General features: G+C 38.2%; 1 protein-coding gene. It reads left to right on the top strand.

The window, feature by feature from the left end; translation table 11 throughout:
* The first annotated feature begins 1,061 nt into the window (after positions 1-1,061).
* Positions 1,062-18,971: a T9SS type B sorting domain-containing protein gene (locus CSC80_RS06350; protein ID WP_180268582.1), complete on the top strand. Its 17,910-nt coding sequence runs from the start codon at positions 1,062-1,064 to the stop codon at positions 18,969-18,971.
* Positions 18,972-18,980 lie beyond the last annotated feature (9 nt).

The following is an 18,980-nucleotide window of genomic DNA, read 5'->3' as shown; positions in this document are numbered from 1 at the left end:
TATATAGTGCTTAAAACCTAAAGCTTCGTAATAAAAATTCTAATAAATAATTGGCTGTAATTAGCTAAGCCTTGAAAGAGCTCAAAGCTTTTTTTACTCGCTTTCCGAGAAAGTCTTTTAGAAAGACATTGCTAATATGTAGTATGAATATAACAGGCTATAAATATAGTAATTCTTATCTCGTACTCATTTGAACTTCTAAATAATTTTTGTTTAGGTATATTAAAATAGAGGTTCAAAGGCTCAGTTTTAATATTTGAGTATACAATAAACAGTAGTAGATATTCAATATAATAGTTGCTCATAGCAGTACCTTTAAAGAATTTTGACTTTAAAATATAGGGGAGCAGCACAAGGTTTGTAGTTGTAGTAAAGTGCTTGAAAACTATTAGTGCCCTACAGCTTTATATAAGCTATTTTAAAGACTGTTTTTTTGCAGAAGACCACATTGCTTTTAATATTGTTTAAAACGCCTTAATGCACTCCAAATAACATTTTTCATTTTGATTTTAAGCGCCTTTTAATATCAGAAAAACAGGTAAATGTTATTAAAAAATATCTGGAAATACAATTTTTGAAACGTTTGGTTCGGATGTTTTGTGTTCATTTTTTAAGCATAAAATAGCATTATTTTACTCATTTAAAATTGTTGTTAGTGCATTAAAAATGAGTTAGAAATACATGAAAAATTTACTCTAATTTCAGAAAAAATGACACTGATTTTTATCCCTGAAAAAGAGGTGTTTACATAAAAAATCTGCCAAAATTTTTATTAGGATTACCTCATTCAATGCATTTTTAAAGTCGTGCCTTTGTGTGTATTATCGTTGAAATGCACACTTTTTGATAAAAACAAACCCATTTTATTTGCTGTTTCACAACAGAAAACATCGTTACCACAACAATAAATTCTTCACGTTACTACTAAGGTTAATATTTGTTATTGGAGAATTCCACGTGGACCGATGGGTAATCGATGTCGAGTGAAAGGAATGCTTCAACAATTTTAGGACATGACAAAGCTGACCACATTTTTAGATTTCAACAAACACATTTCTCTTATGGGAAAACAGTACTCAAAATGTTTATTTTTCATTTTATTCTTGGCACTTGGTTTACAAACTGCGGTTGCTCAGGTTAAAAATGATTTTGATGTTCGTTACGAAGCGGATATACGAGGTGAACTTACATTCATTGCTAACAACATTGTAAATAGAAGAATACCAGAGACCACAAGAAGACAATGGGTTTATAGAAATGGCAGATGGAGACGCGAAACTGTAACAATTCCCGAAGTTTCACCTAATGAACCACTTAATGCTACCGGAAGTTCTTCAGATTATAATGATAATTACGACATGCAGTATATTGATGTCGATAATGATAACAGCACATTCAGTTCTAGTAGTGCAAACTTAGAAATACCGGATGTTGATTGTTCATTGGTACGTTATGCAGGTCTTTATTGGTCAGCCGTTTATGTAAATCCAGATAGAAGTACTATTGATGATATTAAGTTTAGAACTCCAGGAGGAACTTACCAAGATATTACTGCAGATGAAATAATTTTTGATGGTAATGGTGATGTAGATTTTGGGTATTACAGCCCGTATGCAGCTTATAAAGATGTCACTTCTATAGTAGCTAGTTTAGGAAATCCAAATGGAGATTACTTTGTAGCCAATGTTAGAGCTAGTACAGGCAATAGTATTTCAGGTGGTATTTCCGGTGGATGGAAAATGGTCATTGTATATGAAAACCCAAATTTACCGGGTGATAAATTCATCACCACTTTTGATGGTTATGCGGGTGTAAAATCCGGGGAAAGTATTGACATACCCGTAAACGGATTTACAACCTTGCCAGCACCTTTTCCTGTGTATGCAAATATGGGTGTTGCTGCCTTAGAAGGTGATAATAGAATTGGTGGTGATGCACTACAAATTAATGCCAACGGCTCTTTTACCACATTGTCAAATGGTCAAAACCCAGCAAATAACTTTTTTAATTCCAGTATTACTCAGTTCGATGCTCAGTATACCAATAGAAACCCTAATAGTGTAAATACACTGGGTTGGGATGTTGATCTTTTTGAAATACCTAATGGTGGTGCCAGTAATACCGTAATACCTAATGGTTCTACAAGTGCTATTTTAAGGGCAAGTTCTTCACAAGATAAGTATGATATCTTCTTTACTTCTTTTGATGTCGATATAATTGCGCCAAACATTGTTTTGGAAAAAAGAGTACAAACTCCAGGCGGTGTTGACATTACAGGTCAAGGGGTAAACTTAGGTCAAACATTGGATTATGTATTGACTTTTGAAAATATTGGTAATGATGATGGGGTCAACTATACCATTAGAGACGTATTGCCAGTTAACGTATCTCCACCAGATGGACGTAGCTTTTTCAATGATACTGATTTTTCATTTCCCGCACCTATATGTACGGGAACACCTAGAACATGTTATGAAATTACGTATACCTATGATCCAGCAAGTAGGGAAATAGTTTTTAATGTTCCTGATGTTTATGTTGAGGATGAAGATGGAGAATATTCAATTATTTTTAGAGTTCAAGTTGCTGAAAACTGTTTTGATTTTATAGATGCATGTTCAGATTTAATAGAGAACTTGGCTTATAGCTCATATAGAGGTGAAAACAACTCTGCCCAAGTTACAGATGACCCAAGTGTTACAGATTTTAATTCTTGTGGATTTGTTGTTCCGGGAGCTACCAATTTCCTATTGGATGATTTGTCCGATTGTAACTTTCAAAGAACCATAGAACTTTGTGGTACAAGTACTATTTTAAATGCAGGTGATGGTTTTGATTCCTACGTATGGTATAGAGATACAAATAGTAACGGTGAAATTGATGCTACCGATATTGAAATCAATGACGGTGATCCAGATAATGACCCAAGTACACAAGTAGTAACACTTGTTGGTCAATATATAGTGGATAAAATTGTTGCCGATCCATGTAAAGGGTTTAAAGAAATTATAAATGTAGAGCCATTTGGTTCGGGTAATTTACCAAACCCTGTTACGGAATACTTTAATGAAGTAAATGGTGATGCCGACCCTAGTAATGACATACCTGGCGAAATAGTTTTCTGTTCAGATGATAGCTCTTTTTTACCTAAAATTTTCTTGTGCGGTATTAACGATACCCAACCATTGGCTGTTAATATTGTTGATGCTCAAAGTGTCACTTGGGAGATTTTGGATGAAGGTAGTTGCGGTGTTACTGTTGGTGAGGATTGTGCCAACAGGGCCCTTACTTGTTCTTGGACAGAAGTAGGTACCGGTAGTAATTATTTATTAAATGCACCAGGTGAATATAGGCTATCCGTAGTGTATCAAAATGGATGTACTAGCAGTTTCTATTTCAAAGGTTTTCAGAACAATTTAGATATAGATTTTAATAATAGTGATATTGTTTGTGATACTGATGGTAATATTACCATTACAAATATTGGAGCGGGTTACGGTTATCAATTGGTAGATAATGACACTAATAATGTTATTGTTCCATTTAGTGCTAACAACGGTCCAAGTTTTGATTTTGCTTCTGGTGAGAACGGTTCTTATAGAGTTGAGGTTACTCAATTAGATACAAACGGTGATCCAATTCAAGATGCATGTATTTTTTCAACTCCGGTTATAGGTATTAGAGAAAGAGCGGTAACATATGACGTAAGTGTAACTCCAGAGACGTGTTTCAATTTAGGTACTATTACGCTTCAGATTACAGATGCTGATTCTCCATATGATTTTGAAATAAGACTAGATGATGGCACTAACGGTGGATTGGGTACATTAGTAGATAGCCAAAATGGTCATGCAGATAATAACTATCCTTTTACAGATGTAAGTGCCGGTAATTATATCGCCTATATTTCTACAGATGATGGATGTTCTTATAGTGAAGCGGTTACTGTTTTAGATGAGAACGATTTAGAACTTACCGCTAGTGTAGACCAACATATTACTTGTGAAGATGGTATTATTTCAATGAATGCTAGTGGTGGTAACCCAGATTACTCTTATGTAATTTGGAGCTATGTTGATGAGGGAGGAGCTACGGTTATTTCTTATTCTGATTTTGCGGATATTCCTGCAACCAATTTCCAAACAGAGACTACGTTCAATGTTTCTGGAGCTGGAGATTATATTTTCTTGGTATTGGATAGAACAGGTTGTTATGTAGAATCAAATACGGTCTCTATAGAATATCACCCAACTGCAGATTTTGATCCTACGACTGTTACAGATGTACTTTGTTTTGGTGAAACTACCGGTAGAATTCAGTTTAATGTAACCAACCCTAATGGCTATACTTTAGATTTCGCATTATTTGATGATACCGATCAACCATTAGCAGATAACAGTACAGGTAGTTTTCCAAACTTGGCAGCAGGAGACTATAGAGTTGAAATTACCCAAACAAGGGGTACGGCAACTTGTATTTCAGAAGAAAGTTTTAGTATTGACGCACCAACGGCTGCAATTAGTGGTGATGCTATTTTGGTACAAGATTATACCTGTTTACAAGAGGGTATAATTGAGGCACAAAATGTAATAGGAGGTACCGCACCATATTCATACAGTATTGACGGTATTAACTTTGTTCCCGATACGACAGCAAATGCTAATCGTTTTGAAAACTTAACAGATGGTTCTTATACCATTACTATTAGAGATGCTAATAACTGTACTTTTGTAACCAATCAAATTGTTATTGATAGACCAAATCCACCAACGGATTTAACTATTACTGAATCTCAAATTACATGTCCTGCTGGAACATCTAACTTAACTGTTAACGCAATTAATGGTACAGCACCTTACGTATATTCCATTACTGCACCTTCTGCCATTGGTCCAACAAGTACCTCAGGAAATGAGGCTGTCTTTGAAGATTTGTCTCCAGATACCTATACGGTTAGAGTTACTGATGCGGATGGCTGTTTCTATGAAGAAAATTATACGATAAATGCAATCAATCCAATATCGGCTAGTGGAGAAACCACACAGCCTATTAGTTGTTTTGGAGCTGCAGATGGGGTTATTAGGTTCAATGTAAATTTCCAAGCAGGTCAAAACTTTACTTATACAATCACTGGTCCTACAGGTGTTGTTAGAACTGGTGGTACAGAAGCTGTCATTGACAACATCAACAACTTGGTTGCCGGTGTTTATACCATAGACATTGTAGATACGGATACTAACTGTACCTATTCTGAAACACATGAATTGGAAGGTCCTGCCTCGGCGTTGACCATTTCTAACCTAACTGAAACACAACCTAGTTGTATAACAGATGGTAGTGTTAGTGTAACCGCAACTGGCGGATGGGGAAGCTATGTATATGAATTGAACAATCCAGATACTTCGGTTTTTGGGTCTAACTCAACAGGTTCTTTTACTGGTTTAACCCAGTCTGGTACATATAACGGCACGGTAACAGATGCTAATAACTGTAGCGTTCCGTTTACTTTTGACCTTAATCCTGCAACTGCTCCGGTATTGGTTATTACACCAAATCAAGATTGTTTTGATGATGCCGTGTTATTGACCTTGACCGCAAGTGTTTCTTCTGGTGGTGACGGTACTTTTGAATATAGTTTAAATGGCGGTCCTTTTAGTACAACCAATGTATTTTCTGATCTTTCAGCAGGAACATATACGGTTGAGGTAAGAGATGGTAATAATTGTACAGACACTGAAAGTATTACTGTAAATCCTGCACTTACGGTAACTGCAAGCGCAAGTAACATTACTGCCTGCGGCACCGATACCGATATTACTATTAGTGGTGCAGGTGGCGATGGTAATTATGTATATGCAGTAGTTGCTGACGGGGTTACCCCAAATGCTGGAGACTTTGATCCAAGTGCTACGGTGACGGTTACCGGCGCAGGTAATTATGATGTTTACATAAGAGATAATAACGGTAATGCTGATTTCTGTGAATCTAATTATGACATCACTATTGACCAAGATGATCCATTAGCATTATCTATTTCTAATACAGATATACTTTGTAGTGGAGAAAATCAATCTACTTTAACAATAGTTGCTTCTGGTGGTGAGGCACCATATACCTATAGTATTAATAATGGGGCAAATTATCAAACTCCGAATACTTTTAATAACCTTGGTGCAGGTTCATACAACATTAGGGTAAGAGATGCTAACCTTTGTGAGGTAAATCAGATTTATAGCATATCAGAACCATTAAATTTATCTGCTTCGGCTGCAGTTGCGGCTTTAGTTGAATGTAATCCATCTGATGGCGCTGAGGTACGTATAACAAATGCTCAAGGTGGTACAGCACCATATACATACAGTTTTGATGGCGGTAATACGTATGATACTAGTGCTATTGGTTACCTTTTAGCGGGATCGCACACCGTGTATATTCAAGATGCTAACAATTGTACCTTTCCAATGGATATTACTATTGAGCAAGCACCTACACCACCAAATGTAGAATTAACGCCTAGCGTAGATTATTTATGTGATGGTACGGGTATTGTTACCATATCTGCAGATAATCCTAATCTAGAATACACTTATAGTATTGACGGAGTAGAAAACACACCAGCTAATTCTAATGTTTTTGATGCCGTATCTGTTGGTACACATACAGTTTCTGTAGATTATATAAGTAGTACACCACCATCGGTTAGTACTTTATTACAAGAAAACTTTGGGTCTGGTGTAAATACGAGTATTTCTCAAATTGACCCTTTATATTGTTATGAACCACAAGATGGTAGCGAAAGTCTTTGCGGATTTGGGACGGATACACATATTCAGGATGGAGAATACTCTGTTACCAGTGTTATTTCAAACCCATACGGAAGCTGGTTAAGTCCTAATGATCACACAGGAATAGCTAATGGTAGATTTTTAGCAATTAATGTTGGAGGTGCTGCTGGTGTTGGAGGTATTATCTATGCCAAAAGAGGAGTGGAAATTATTCCAAATAGAGATATTACCATCTCACTTTATGCTTTTAACTTGTTGCGTAATGGAACTTCGGGAGGTGACCCTACAATTGAAATAGAACTTGTAGATGCTGGGGGTAATGTAATTGCTAGTACAGCAACCGGAAATATTCCTAAAAATAATGGAATAAATGATTGGCAAAATTATAGTGTAACTCTAGATCCTGGGTCTAATTCTAATTTAGATATTGTTATTAGAACAAATTCTGCAGTAGTTAATGGAAATGACATTGCCATTGATGATATTTCAGCAACACAAACTCCAGAACAGTGTTCGCAGACAGTTACTATAGATGTTACGGTAGAAGATGGTAATGCATTTGAAGCTAGTCTTCTTACTTCTGAGGATTTAGATTGTAATGGTGATAATTCTGGATCAATTACTTTTGAAGTAGATAACTATGGCGCAAGCGGATTTGAATATAGCTTAGATAATTTTGCTAGTATTTTAGGTAGTACAACGGTATCGCCACAAACTATATCCGGACTCTCTGCAGGTACGTATAGAGTATATGTTAGAGACGCGGCGAGTTCTTTACCTGGTTGTACAACATTTTTTGATCATACTATTAACGAACCAACAGTTGTGGTTGCTGATGCAGACCTTTCACAAGAATTTACTTGTAATAATGGCGGAGCAGAAATAACAGCGAGTGCTACAGGTGGTACTCCAGGGTATGAGTACCAATTAGAAGATACTTCTGGCGGAATAATAACTGCATATCAAACGAATACAGTGTTCAATGGCTTATCGGCAGGAACATATAATATTCGTGCTAGAGATGCCAATGGTTGTTCAGATTTAATTGACACCCCAATTGTAGTTACGGCTCCGGAAACACCAGCTTTTACATTATTGGAAACAACGTGTTATAGTGGTAGTAATGATGCAACTATTGTTGTAGATGTTACCGCCGGTAATGGTGATTATCAGTTTAGAATCAATGGAGGAGCGTTTGTTACCCCTACACCAATTGATGCAACCACATATACATTTACAGGTCTTTCAAATGGAACGTACACTATTGAGGTTACCGATGCTTATGGTTGTGATGCTCCTGTCCAAACCGTAACCATTGAACAACAAGTAACGGTCAGTGCAAGTGCAAGTACTATAACAGCTTGCGGTACCGATAGTGAAATTAATATTACAGCAGCAGGTGGTGACGGAAATTATGTTTACGCAGTAGTTGCTGATGGTGTAACTCCTACAGTGAGCGATTATTCAGCTACCAATCCGGTTACCGTTAGTGGTGCTGGGGATTATGATGTGTATGTTTTGGATAACAATGGAGCGGCAGATGCATGTCCTGCCATGTACGACATCAATATTGATCAAGATGCTCCAGTAGCTGCTGTACCAACAGTAGTAGATGTAACTTGTTTTGGTGGAAATGACGGTAGTATTTCTTTAGCCCCTAGTGGTGGTGAGGCTCCGTATACTTTTAGTATAGATGGCGGTGCAAACTTCGGGTCTGTAAGTTTATTCAATAATCTAACTGCAGGCACATATGATGTTCGAGTTAGGGATGTAAATAATTGTGAGCTAACGTTGTCTGTTGACGTAGATCAATTACCCGAAATTGTCGCTGAGAGCCAACAAACACAAGATTATACCTGTAATCAACTGGCAGAAATTTCGGTAGGTAGCATTACACCTACTGTGGGCGGTTCTGGTTCTTATCAATATAGCTTAAACGGTGGTTCTTGGACAACTGCTACTACAGGTGGTACGGTTTTCACAGGATTAACCGATGGTGCGTATACTGTGCAGGTTAGAGATGCAAATAATACAGGTTGTGTTGTTGACCTTCCAAATATTGTTATAGCTCCATTACCAACGGAACCATCCTTAAGTAGTAGTGTTACTTATAATTGTGACGGAACAGGAAATATTACAATTCTTCCTAATGATGCTACATATACATACAGTATTGATGGCAATACGCCACAGACAAGCAATGCATTTAACAACGCATCTGTTGGTCAACATACGGTTACCGTGGATTATGGTAGTGACTGTACAACAGATATTATTGTAAATGTTCAAGACGGTAATGCTTTTGAAGCTGCAATTCTATCTTTTGAAGATTTGGATTGTAATGCAGATAATAGTGGTACAATTACTTTTGAAGTCGATAATTTTGGAGCTGGTGGTTATGAATATAGCTATGATAGTTCTTTTGCAACTATAGCAGGTAGTGATACCGCAACAACACATCAAATTACTGGTCTAGCTGCCGGTACTTATACTATTTATGTTAGAGACGTAGATAACCCTATTGCAGGGTGTACGGTTCCTTTAACGCAAACAATATCAGAACCTTCAGCACTTGTAGTTTCAAATACACCTGTTCAACCTACATGTGATGATGATGGTTCGGTAACTATTAATGTAACCGGTGGTACTTCAGCATATTCTTATGTAATAGAACTGCCGGACGGCTCCAATACGGCTGTACAAAGCACAGGGGTATTTACAGGTTTGGATCAATTAGGTTTACATACGATAACGGTTACAGATGCAAATGGCTGTACGGAAACGGATACATTTACATTAACCGCTCCTGTAGCTCCTGTAGCGAGTATTTTACCAAGTTCAGATGTATGTTTTGATTCTTCGGTTACTGGATCGGCTACTATAGAGGTAGGCGCATCAGGTGGAATGGCACCTTACACTTACAGAATTGGAACGGGTGCATATAGAGCATCGAACAGTTTTACGGGTCTTACCCCAGGTAGTTATACTTTTGAGATTAGAGATGCCAATGGTTGTACAGATACGGTAACTTTTGATGTTGAACCTCAATTAACGGCGAACCTTACCCTAACAAAAGATTTGGATTGCTCGGTATCGCCAGATGCAACTATGGATTTACAGGTTGCTGGTGGTTATGCTCCTTATACTTATGAGTTAGATGTAAATAGTGGTGGTTATACCGCTTTTACGGGAACATTCCCATATACCACTTCTACAGCAGGTACGTATAGGTTTAGAATAACTGATAATCAAGGTTGTACAGCTGTTTCTAATATAGTTACGGTTACACCAACAGTAAACCCTGTTGCAACGGAAACCGTTACCAACCCTACGTGTTTTGGAGATACCAATGGTATCGTTGAAATCAATGTGGATCCTAACTTTGGTTCATCACCTTATGAAATTAGTTTTGACGGCAGTGCCTTTACAAGCCAAAGGGTTTACACAGGTTTGGCCGCTGGTGCTTATAATTATATAGTTAGAGATTCTAAAGAATGTACGTATAATGGTAGTGCAACTGTTGTTGATCCAGTATTGTTTGATGCAAATGTTGTAGCTACAGACGTTAGTTGTGGTCCTTCTGGTGATATTCCAGGTAGTATTGAAATTACGATTACAAGTGGTGGGGTCCCTAATTTTACATACACCCTATATGATAATCTTAATAATGTTGTTCCTACGACAGGACCAAACCCTGTGGTAAATACGACAGCAACTACGGTAACTTTTGACGGATTGGCTTTCGGAGACTACTATGTTCGTGTATTGGATGCCAATGGTTGTGAGTATTACGAGAATCCGGTTAGGGTTTTGTCAAGTCCATATTTATCGGTTGACCCGGTTTTAATGCCAGTTAGTTGTATTGCTGGTGGTACCGCTGAACTTACCGCAAGTGGAGGTTCAGGAAATTACGATTTTACTATTTATGGTACAGGTACCGCACCAGATGCTGAGGCGGCGGGTGCTACAGCTGATGAGGAAGTTGCAACATACAACGGACTAAACCCTGGTGCCAGTTATGTTTTTCAAGTGATCGACACGACAACAGGATGTTCTAGTTTTGTTGAAGTTGATATTCCTAATGTATCTGCTATTGATGTAGTTGCAGATCCAACGGTAACAGATGTTTCTTGTTATGGAGATATAGATGGGTCTATTTCTTTCCAGTTTGAAGAATATGATCCTAATGTAACTACTATAAATTATGAAATAAGAGAAAGCATTAGTAATACACCATTAGGTGGTGCATATTCAGGTAGTGTTACAGGTCCAATAGGTCCTGGTCCAACACCGTTGGAAACGGTTTCAAACATTCCTCCTGGAGATTATGTACTATTTTTCCAAGAAGCAGCTACTCCTGAGTGTACAAATACTTTCGAATTTAGAATTTTAGAGCCTAATCCGGTGACTTTGACCTTGGCGGATCAAAATAACGGTTACTGTTCTGAAGATGCTAATGTAACCGTAATTGCAGGCGGTGGAAATGGCTCTTATACGTATGCCTACGTTGAAAATGGTGTTCCTCCTGTTGCTGGTGATTATATTACTAGTAACTATGCGGAATTAGACCCTTCGGTTAATACAGAGTGGGATATTTATGTGATGGACGGTAACGGTTGTTCTACGGCACTACCATTGGATGTTACTATTGCAGATGACCCAACACCGGCTATTTCTGGTGTCGTAATCAACCAATGTACGGCAGATGAAGGTGACTTTATTATAGAAATTACTTTAGACGGAGAAGGTATTCAACCTTATACTTTGAGTATAAATAGCGGTTCTTACCAATCATCTACGTTGACCACTGCAGGCTCAACACATCAGTTTACAGATTTAAGTTCTGGAAATTACACCGTTCAAGTTCGTGATTTTAACGGTTGTGGAAATGTAGAGACGATCGAAATATTTGCACCGACAGCTATTACAGCTGAAGTTACTACCCAACCTTCATGTACGGAAGGCGATGGAGAAATAGTAATTACAGCTTATGGTGGATCTACATTCTATGAATATGAGTTATTCGATAATGGCGGAGTTAGTGTAACTGGTAGCCCTCAACCTTCACCTATTTTTACAGGGTTGGATTCAGGCATTTATACTGCTCATGTTTATGATACGGTTTTGGGTGGTTGTACTGCACAAACAGACGTAGAATTAGAGTTGGCAACCCCTGTTTTATTTACGACAGATATAACAGATGTAACTTGTTTTGGAGCAACAGATGGTTCTATAGTGGCCATTTTAGATGCATCTATGGATAACCCACCGTACGTTTATCAGTTATTTATTGAAACCGCGCCTTCGGTGTTAACTCCTGCAAGTGCCCCTCAAACAACGGGTACATTTACAAATTTAGTCGCAAATGATGATTACGTTGTTAGGGTAACTTCTGGTCGTGGTTGTGAATTAGAGGTAGATAGTCCTGTAGGTACTCCGTTACAAATTGCAAATGTAAATGCAGATGTTGTTGAATTTGGTTGTACAGCTGGTAACAATACAAACAATGCAACAATAACCGTGGATACGGCAGCAATTACAGGAGGTAGCAATACCTATGTAACTTACGAATTTATTGATAGCAGCTCTGCTGTTGTTCAGTCTGGATCATCTAATGTTTTAACGGTTACCGATAGAACGGGTGAAACATATACCATCAATGTTTATGATGATAATGGATGTTCCGGTAGCACTACGGCTACTGTGCTTCCGTATGATGAATTAACAGGAGCAACGGCCGCGGTGACCAATACGGTTACTTGTGCGCCTGGTGCTGATGGTGAAATTACCGTAACGGCAACTTCTACAGCTAGTGATAGTTCTAAATACGAGTATAGTATTGATAATGGTGTTACATACCTTTCTACCAATGTTTTTGGCGGATTGTCTGCTGGAAACCATAACTTCTTGATAAGACATACAGATACGGGTTGTATTATAACTGCTTCGGCTAGAATTGAAGAGCCAAACACGTTTACGATTGATGTTGTTAAAACAAGTGATGTTATTTGCTTTGGAACAGATACCGGTGAAGTAACTTTTGAATTGATAGATGCTACATATAGCACAGGTTTTGATTGGGAAATTTTCCGTACCGATAATACTTCTGTTCTTAGTGGTTCTGAAGCTGCGAACGGTCCTACACCAATAATTAATTTAGGTGTTGGTGAATACTATGTTTCTATTTCACAAACCAACAATCCATTCTGTACCAATGTTGAATTTTTCAATATTGCAGGTCCAGATGCAGCTATTACGGGTAATACAGTAGTAACTGATATTACTTGTGTACCAGGAAATGATGGCAGTATAACCATTACCGATGTTGTAGGTGGATGGGGTGGCTATACCTATTTTGTTGGCACAAGTGCTCCTGCAACTACAGATTTCGTAGCTAACGCTACTTTTGATTCGTTACCTGCTGGTACATACCAAGCTTGGGTTCGTGATGCTGAAGGTTGTGAGCAATTAATACAAGATAATATTGTACTTGATGTTCCAGACCCAATTGCGGCAACATTAGCAGTAAACATAGAGAATTGTACAAACTTACAGGGAGAAATAGAAGTTAGTGTACCAACTGGCGGTCAAGGAAGTAACTATACCTACCAATTGGTAATGAACGGGTCTAATTTCCGTGCTCCGCAGAACACTAGAGTTTTCTCAGGTTTAGGAGCCGGAGCATATGAAGTGATCATTACAGATCAATGGGGATGTACATTTACAACTGCTCCAGTAGAATTATACGAACAGTTAAGTGCAACTACTACGGTAGACAAGGCTATTGATTGTACGGGTACACCAGGTGGTACTATAACTATCAATGTAACCGGTGGTTCATCAAACTTAGAGTTTATTATGACACCTCCAACAGGTGCTGCGGTTACGCAAACCAATAATGCAACATTTACGGACTTAACCGTTGATGGAACGTATAGTTTCTTAATAAGAGATTTAGATACTACAAATCCTGTTTGTGAAATTACGGTAACGCGAGAGTTGGCTCCTGCTATTCAACCTGTTTTTACAGATTCGCATATAGATATTACTTGTTTTGGAGCTAACGATGGTTCAATCACTTTGACACAAGTTGAAAACGGAGTAAATCCGTTAACATTTACGATATCTCCAGTAGCAGGAACATTCAATGCAAGTAACAATACATTTGAAGGCTTACCTCCAAATACATACGTTGTAACGGCAACAGGAACTAACGGTTGTACTACGGCATCAGGTAACATTGTAATAGACGAACCTGCAGTAATATCGAACATAGATACTACAGTTGTAGAATTCGGTTGTACTGCTGGTAATAATCCTAACAATGCTACAATTACAGTTGACGAGACTGCCATTACCGGTGGTAGCGGTAACTATGTAATCTATGAATTTGTGGATAGCAGTTCGGCTGTGGTACAATCTGGTGCATCAAATGTATTAGTGGTTACAAATAGAGCAGGTGATACTTATACCATCAATGTTTATGATGATAAGGGTTGTGCTGGTAGCACAACAGCTACTGTTCGTCCTTTTGATGAAATTACCGATATAGACGCTTCGGTTTCAAATACGGTTACATGTGCTCCTGGTAGCGATGGCGAAATTACGGTAGTGGTGACATCTACTTTAAGCGACCCAACTAGGTTTCAATATAGCATTGATAATGGTGCCAACTACCAAACTTCTAACGTTTTCGGTAGTTTGTCTGCGGGATCGTATACGATATTGGCAAGACATATTGATACGGGTTGTGTGGTTTCTGTTGCAGAAACTATAGAAGAGCCAAACACATTTACTATCGATGTTGTTAAAACAAGTGATGTAATTTGTTTTGGAACTGATACGGGTGCTGTGAACTTTGAATTAGTTGATGCAACCTACCCTGGCGGATTTACTTGGACTATTTATGACACTGAGGGAACATTAGCAGATACTAGTGATGACACGGTTGTTATTTCTGGTTCAGAAGCAACAACAAATGGACCTACAGCAGATATTGACTTATTTGCAGGTAGTTACTATGTTTCTATTACACAAGACAACAACCCGTTCTGTACAAATACAGAAGCATTTACTATCAACGGTCCTTTAGCTGATATTACAGGAAATACTGTAGTAACCGATATTACATGTGTACCAGGAAATGATGGTTCAATTACCATTACCGATGTTGAAGGTGGTTGGGGTGGTTATACGTATTTTGTTGGTACAAGTGTTCCTGCAACTACAGATTTCGTAACTAACGCTACTTTTGATTTGTTACCTGCTGGTACTTACCAAGCATGGGCTCGTGACGCTGAAGGTTGTGAGCGATTAATTCAAGACAATATTGTACTTGATGTTCCAGACCCAATAGCAGCAACATTAGATGTAAACATAGAGAACTGCACCAACTTACAAGGAGAAATTGAAGTAAGTGTGCCTACTGGCGGTCAAGGAAGTAATTATACATACCAATTAAGATTAAACGGTACTGATTTCCGTGCACCACAAAACACTAGAGTATTCTCAGGTCTTGGTGCTGGTAGTTATGATGTTACTATTATAGACCAATGGGGCTGTACTTTTACAACTAATGCGGTGGTACTTTATGAACAAATGGATGTTTCTACGACAGTAGATAAGTCTATTGATTGTACGGTGACTCCGGGTGGAGAAATAACGGTTAATGTAACCGGGGGTTCTACAAACCTTGAGTTTGAAATGACTACTCCATTAGGTTCTGTGGTAACTCAAACAACAGGTGTGTTTACAAACTTAACAGAGGCTGGAACATATACTTTTGTGGTTAGGGATTTAGATACGACAAATCCAGTTTGTGAAAGAACGGTAACTCAAGTTCTAGATGCTCCAGTAGACCCTGTATTATTAGATGCAACTATTGTTAATGTAAGTTGTTTTGGGGATAGTAATGGTAGTATTAGAGCCAATATTGATCCGGCAACAGATGATAATCCTATTTATCAATATGAATTATATGATATTGCAGATTTGGTAACGCCAATTGTGCCAGCTCAAAACGATCCGTTGTTTACAGGTTTAGCTGCAGGAGAGTACCAAGTAAGAGTAATTTCTAGTAGAGGCTGTGATGCTGTTAAGAATGAAACCATTACTCAACCAACGCAATTAACCGTTTCTGCAACAGCAACAGAATTTAGTTGTGCGGCAGATAATAGTGTAAATACTGCGACTATAACAGCTACGGCTGGTACAGGTACAGGAACCGCACCATACTTATACAGTATTGATAATGTTATTTTCCAAGCGTCAAATACGTTCAATGTTACGGACGATGGAAGCGTACAAACCATAGATGTTTACGTAAAAGATGCCAATGGTTGTACCACTTTCGATACCGTTACAATTCAACCTATAAATACATTTACGGCTACAGTAGCTCAAGATGTCGCAATTACATGTACAAACGATGAGAGAATAACAATTTCAGTAGTTGATAATGGTTTGGCACATAACTATGGTTATGAATTGTTACCAATTGGTAATGCCACAGGTACTTTGGTTAGTACAACAGCAACATCTGCAACTTACGATTTAAATACTGTTGGTTCCTATGTATTTAGAGTTACAGATTTAGATACGGGTTGTTATGTTAATACGGAAAGTTATACGATTGCTCCGTTCGATTTTATAACTGCTACGGCAACGGCTATAACAGAAGTTACATGTTTTGGTGATACCAATGGAAGTTTGGAAATTGATATTGATGGGTATACCGGAAATTACACTTATGAAGTGTTCAACGCCGCAGGAGCATCGGTTATAGCAGCAACTGCTTCGGATACCAGTGTTAATCCAAGAACAATAACAGGATTATCCGGTGGTAGCTACTATGTTACCATTACAGAAACAGATGTTCCCTTTTGTTCTGAAGATACAAATATGGTGACAATAATTTCTCCGGATAGACCACTGAGCGGTGTGATAACGCCTTTGGCAGAAGCTACTTGTACAGATGATCAAGGGGTTATTAGAGTTGAAATAGAGGGCGGCTATAGTCCTTATGATATCGTATTGACCAACACTACAACTGGTGATGTTTATACCATGGACGATGTAAATGAAGGAGTCTTTACAGATTTAGCTGCGGGTGCTTTCACAATAAGCATTACCGATGATGCCGGATGTATTGTAAATTATACTGAAACATTAACGCCAGCAACACCTATAGTGGCTAATGCAACTCCGCTTGTAACAGACCTAGCTTGTTACGGTGATACAGGAGCGGTTGTAACTGCAAATGTAACAGGTGGCGGTAGTGGAAATTATAGCTATCAGTTGAATTTCTATAATGAAACCGGTACTACGATTACTACAACGACTGGTGTTCAAACCAATCCTAATTTTACGGATCTAGGCGCAGGTTTCTATAGCGTTACCGTAGTCGATGGGTGGAACTGTGATACCACAACAAATGTTGTTGAGGTAAGAGAGCCAACAGAAGTACAGGCAAGTTTAATTAGAACAGATGCATTGACCTGTACTACTGGTGCTGAGTTTGAACTTACTGCCACAGGTGGTAGCGGAACATATGAGTATAGCGTTGATAACGTCAACTTCTTGCCTATGACCAGTAATCCGTTAGGGTTACCTGAAACAGGTATGTATCCTGCCGGTAGATATCAATTCTATGTACGTGATGCTATTAACGGTTGTGAGTCTGCAGTTTCAAATGCAATTACAGAAAGTGAGATTCCTGCTTTAGAATTAACGGTTGACACCTCTGCTGCGGTACTGAACTGTACAGGTGAAAGCACGGCTATCATTTATGCAACTGCCGATGGCGGATTAGGTAACTACCAATATGAGTTGTTTACAGATAGTTCTTTAAGCGTAGCTTCTAGAATTGCCGGTCCACAATCTCAAGGTGTGTTTAGAGATTTGGGAGCAGGTACGTATTATGTAACTGTAGTTAGTGATGATTGTACAACAACACCAGAAGAGGTTATTATTGTAGAACCTACACCGCTTTCTTATACAGACAATGTTGTTGATATTACTTGTGAAGGAGAGAACAACGGTGAAATAACGGTTACATTATCTGGTGGAGCAGGTGGTTATCAATATGCAATTTCACCAAATCTGAACCAATTCTATGATGAAAACACGTTTACAGAATTGGGTCCTGGAGAGTATACTGTTATAGCTCAAGACCAAAATGGTTGTTTTGAATACTTAACGTATACTATTTCTGAACCATCAAGTTTGGTTGTTGAAGTAGAGACTACACCGGAAATTTGTGTTGATAGTCAAGATGGTACTATAATTCTTGATATCACAGGAGGTACGGCACCATATAGTACAGCGTTGAATTCTAATAGCGATGAAGATTTTGTACTGAACAGAACTGAATTCTATGATATGGCAGCAGGTAATTATATCATTGTAATTAAAGATGCCAATGGTTGTGATACCAATGTTGTAGTTGATATTGAATCGGGAGTAAACCTTAATGCAACGGTAATTCCTGTTTACGAATGTTCGGGTGATGTGCCAGATAATTTTGTGAATATCACATTAGAAGATGATAGTGTAATTGGAGATGTATTATACGCAATAGATTCTGTGGACCCTGCAGATCTTCAATTGAATCCTGATTTTAGAAACTCGGCACCGGGCAACCATTACATTACTATTGCCCATGCTAACGGGTGTTTTGTAACTATTGATTTTGTTATTGAGGATTTTGAGCCATTGACTCTAGCATTGGAACAAAATAACATGAACGAAATAACAGCTGTTGTTGAAGGTGGTAGAGAAGGTTACACCTATTATTTTGATGGAATAGATAATGGCGATAGCAATACCTTCTATATTACTAGAACAGATACCTATGAAGTTCGTGTTGTTGATGAGAATGGATGCTCAAGGGTAGCAAATATATTTATGGAGTTTATAGACGTGGAAATACCTAATTTCTTTACCCCAGATGGAGATGGGCAGAACGATTTATGGATCCCAAGAAATATTGAGCAATACCCAGAAATACTAATAAAAATATTTGATCGTTATGGTAGAGTGGTTTCTGAACAATCTGTTGATTCTGAAGGTTGGGACGGAACATATTTAGACAATGAATTGCCAACGGGAGACTACTGGTACGTAGTTAAACTAAATGGCGATAGAGACGAAAGAGAATTTGTTGGACACTTTACCCTATACCGTTAAAAACTTAAC

This window comes from Maribacter sp. 6B07 (assembly GCF_002700155.1).
Lineage (GTDB): Bacteria > Bacteroidota > Bacteroidia > Flavobacteriales > Flavobacteriaceae > Maribacter > Maribacter dokdonensis.
The sequence above is the reverse complement of the archived record's forward strand: the minus strand, read 5'-3'. Positions and strand labels throughout refer to the sequence as shown.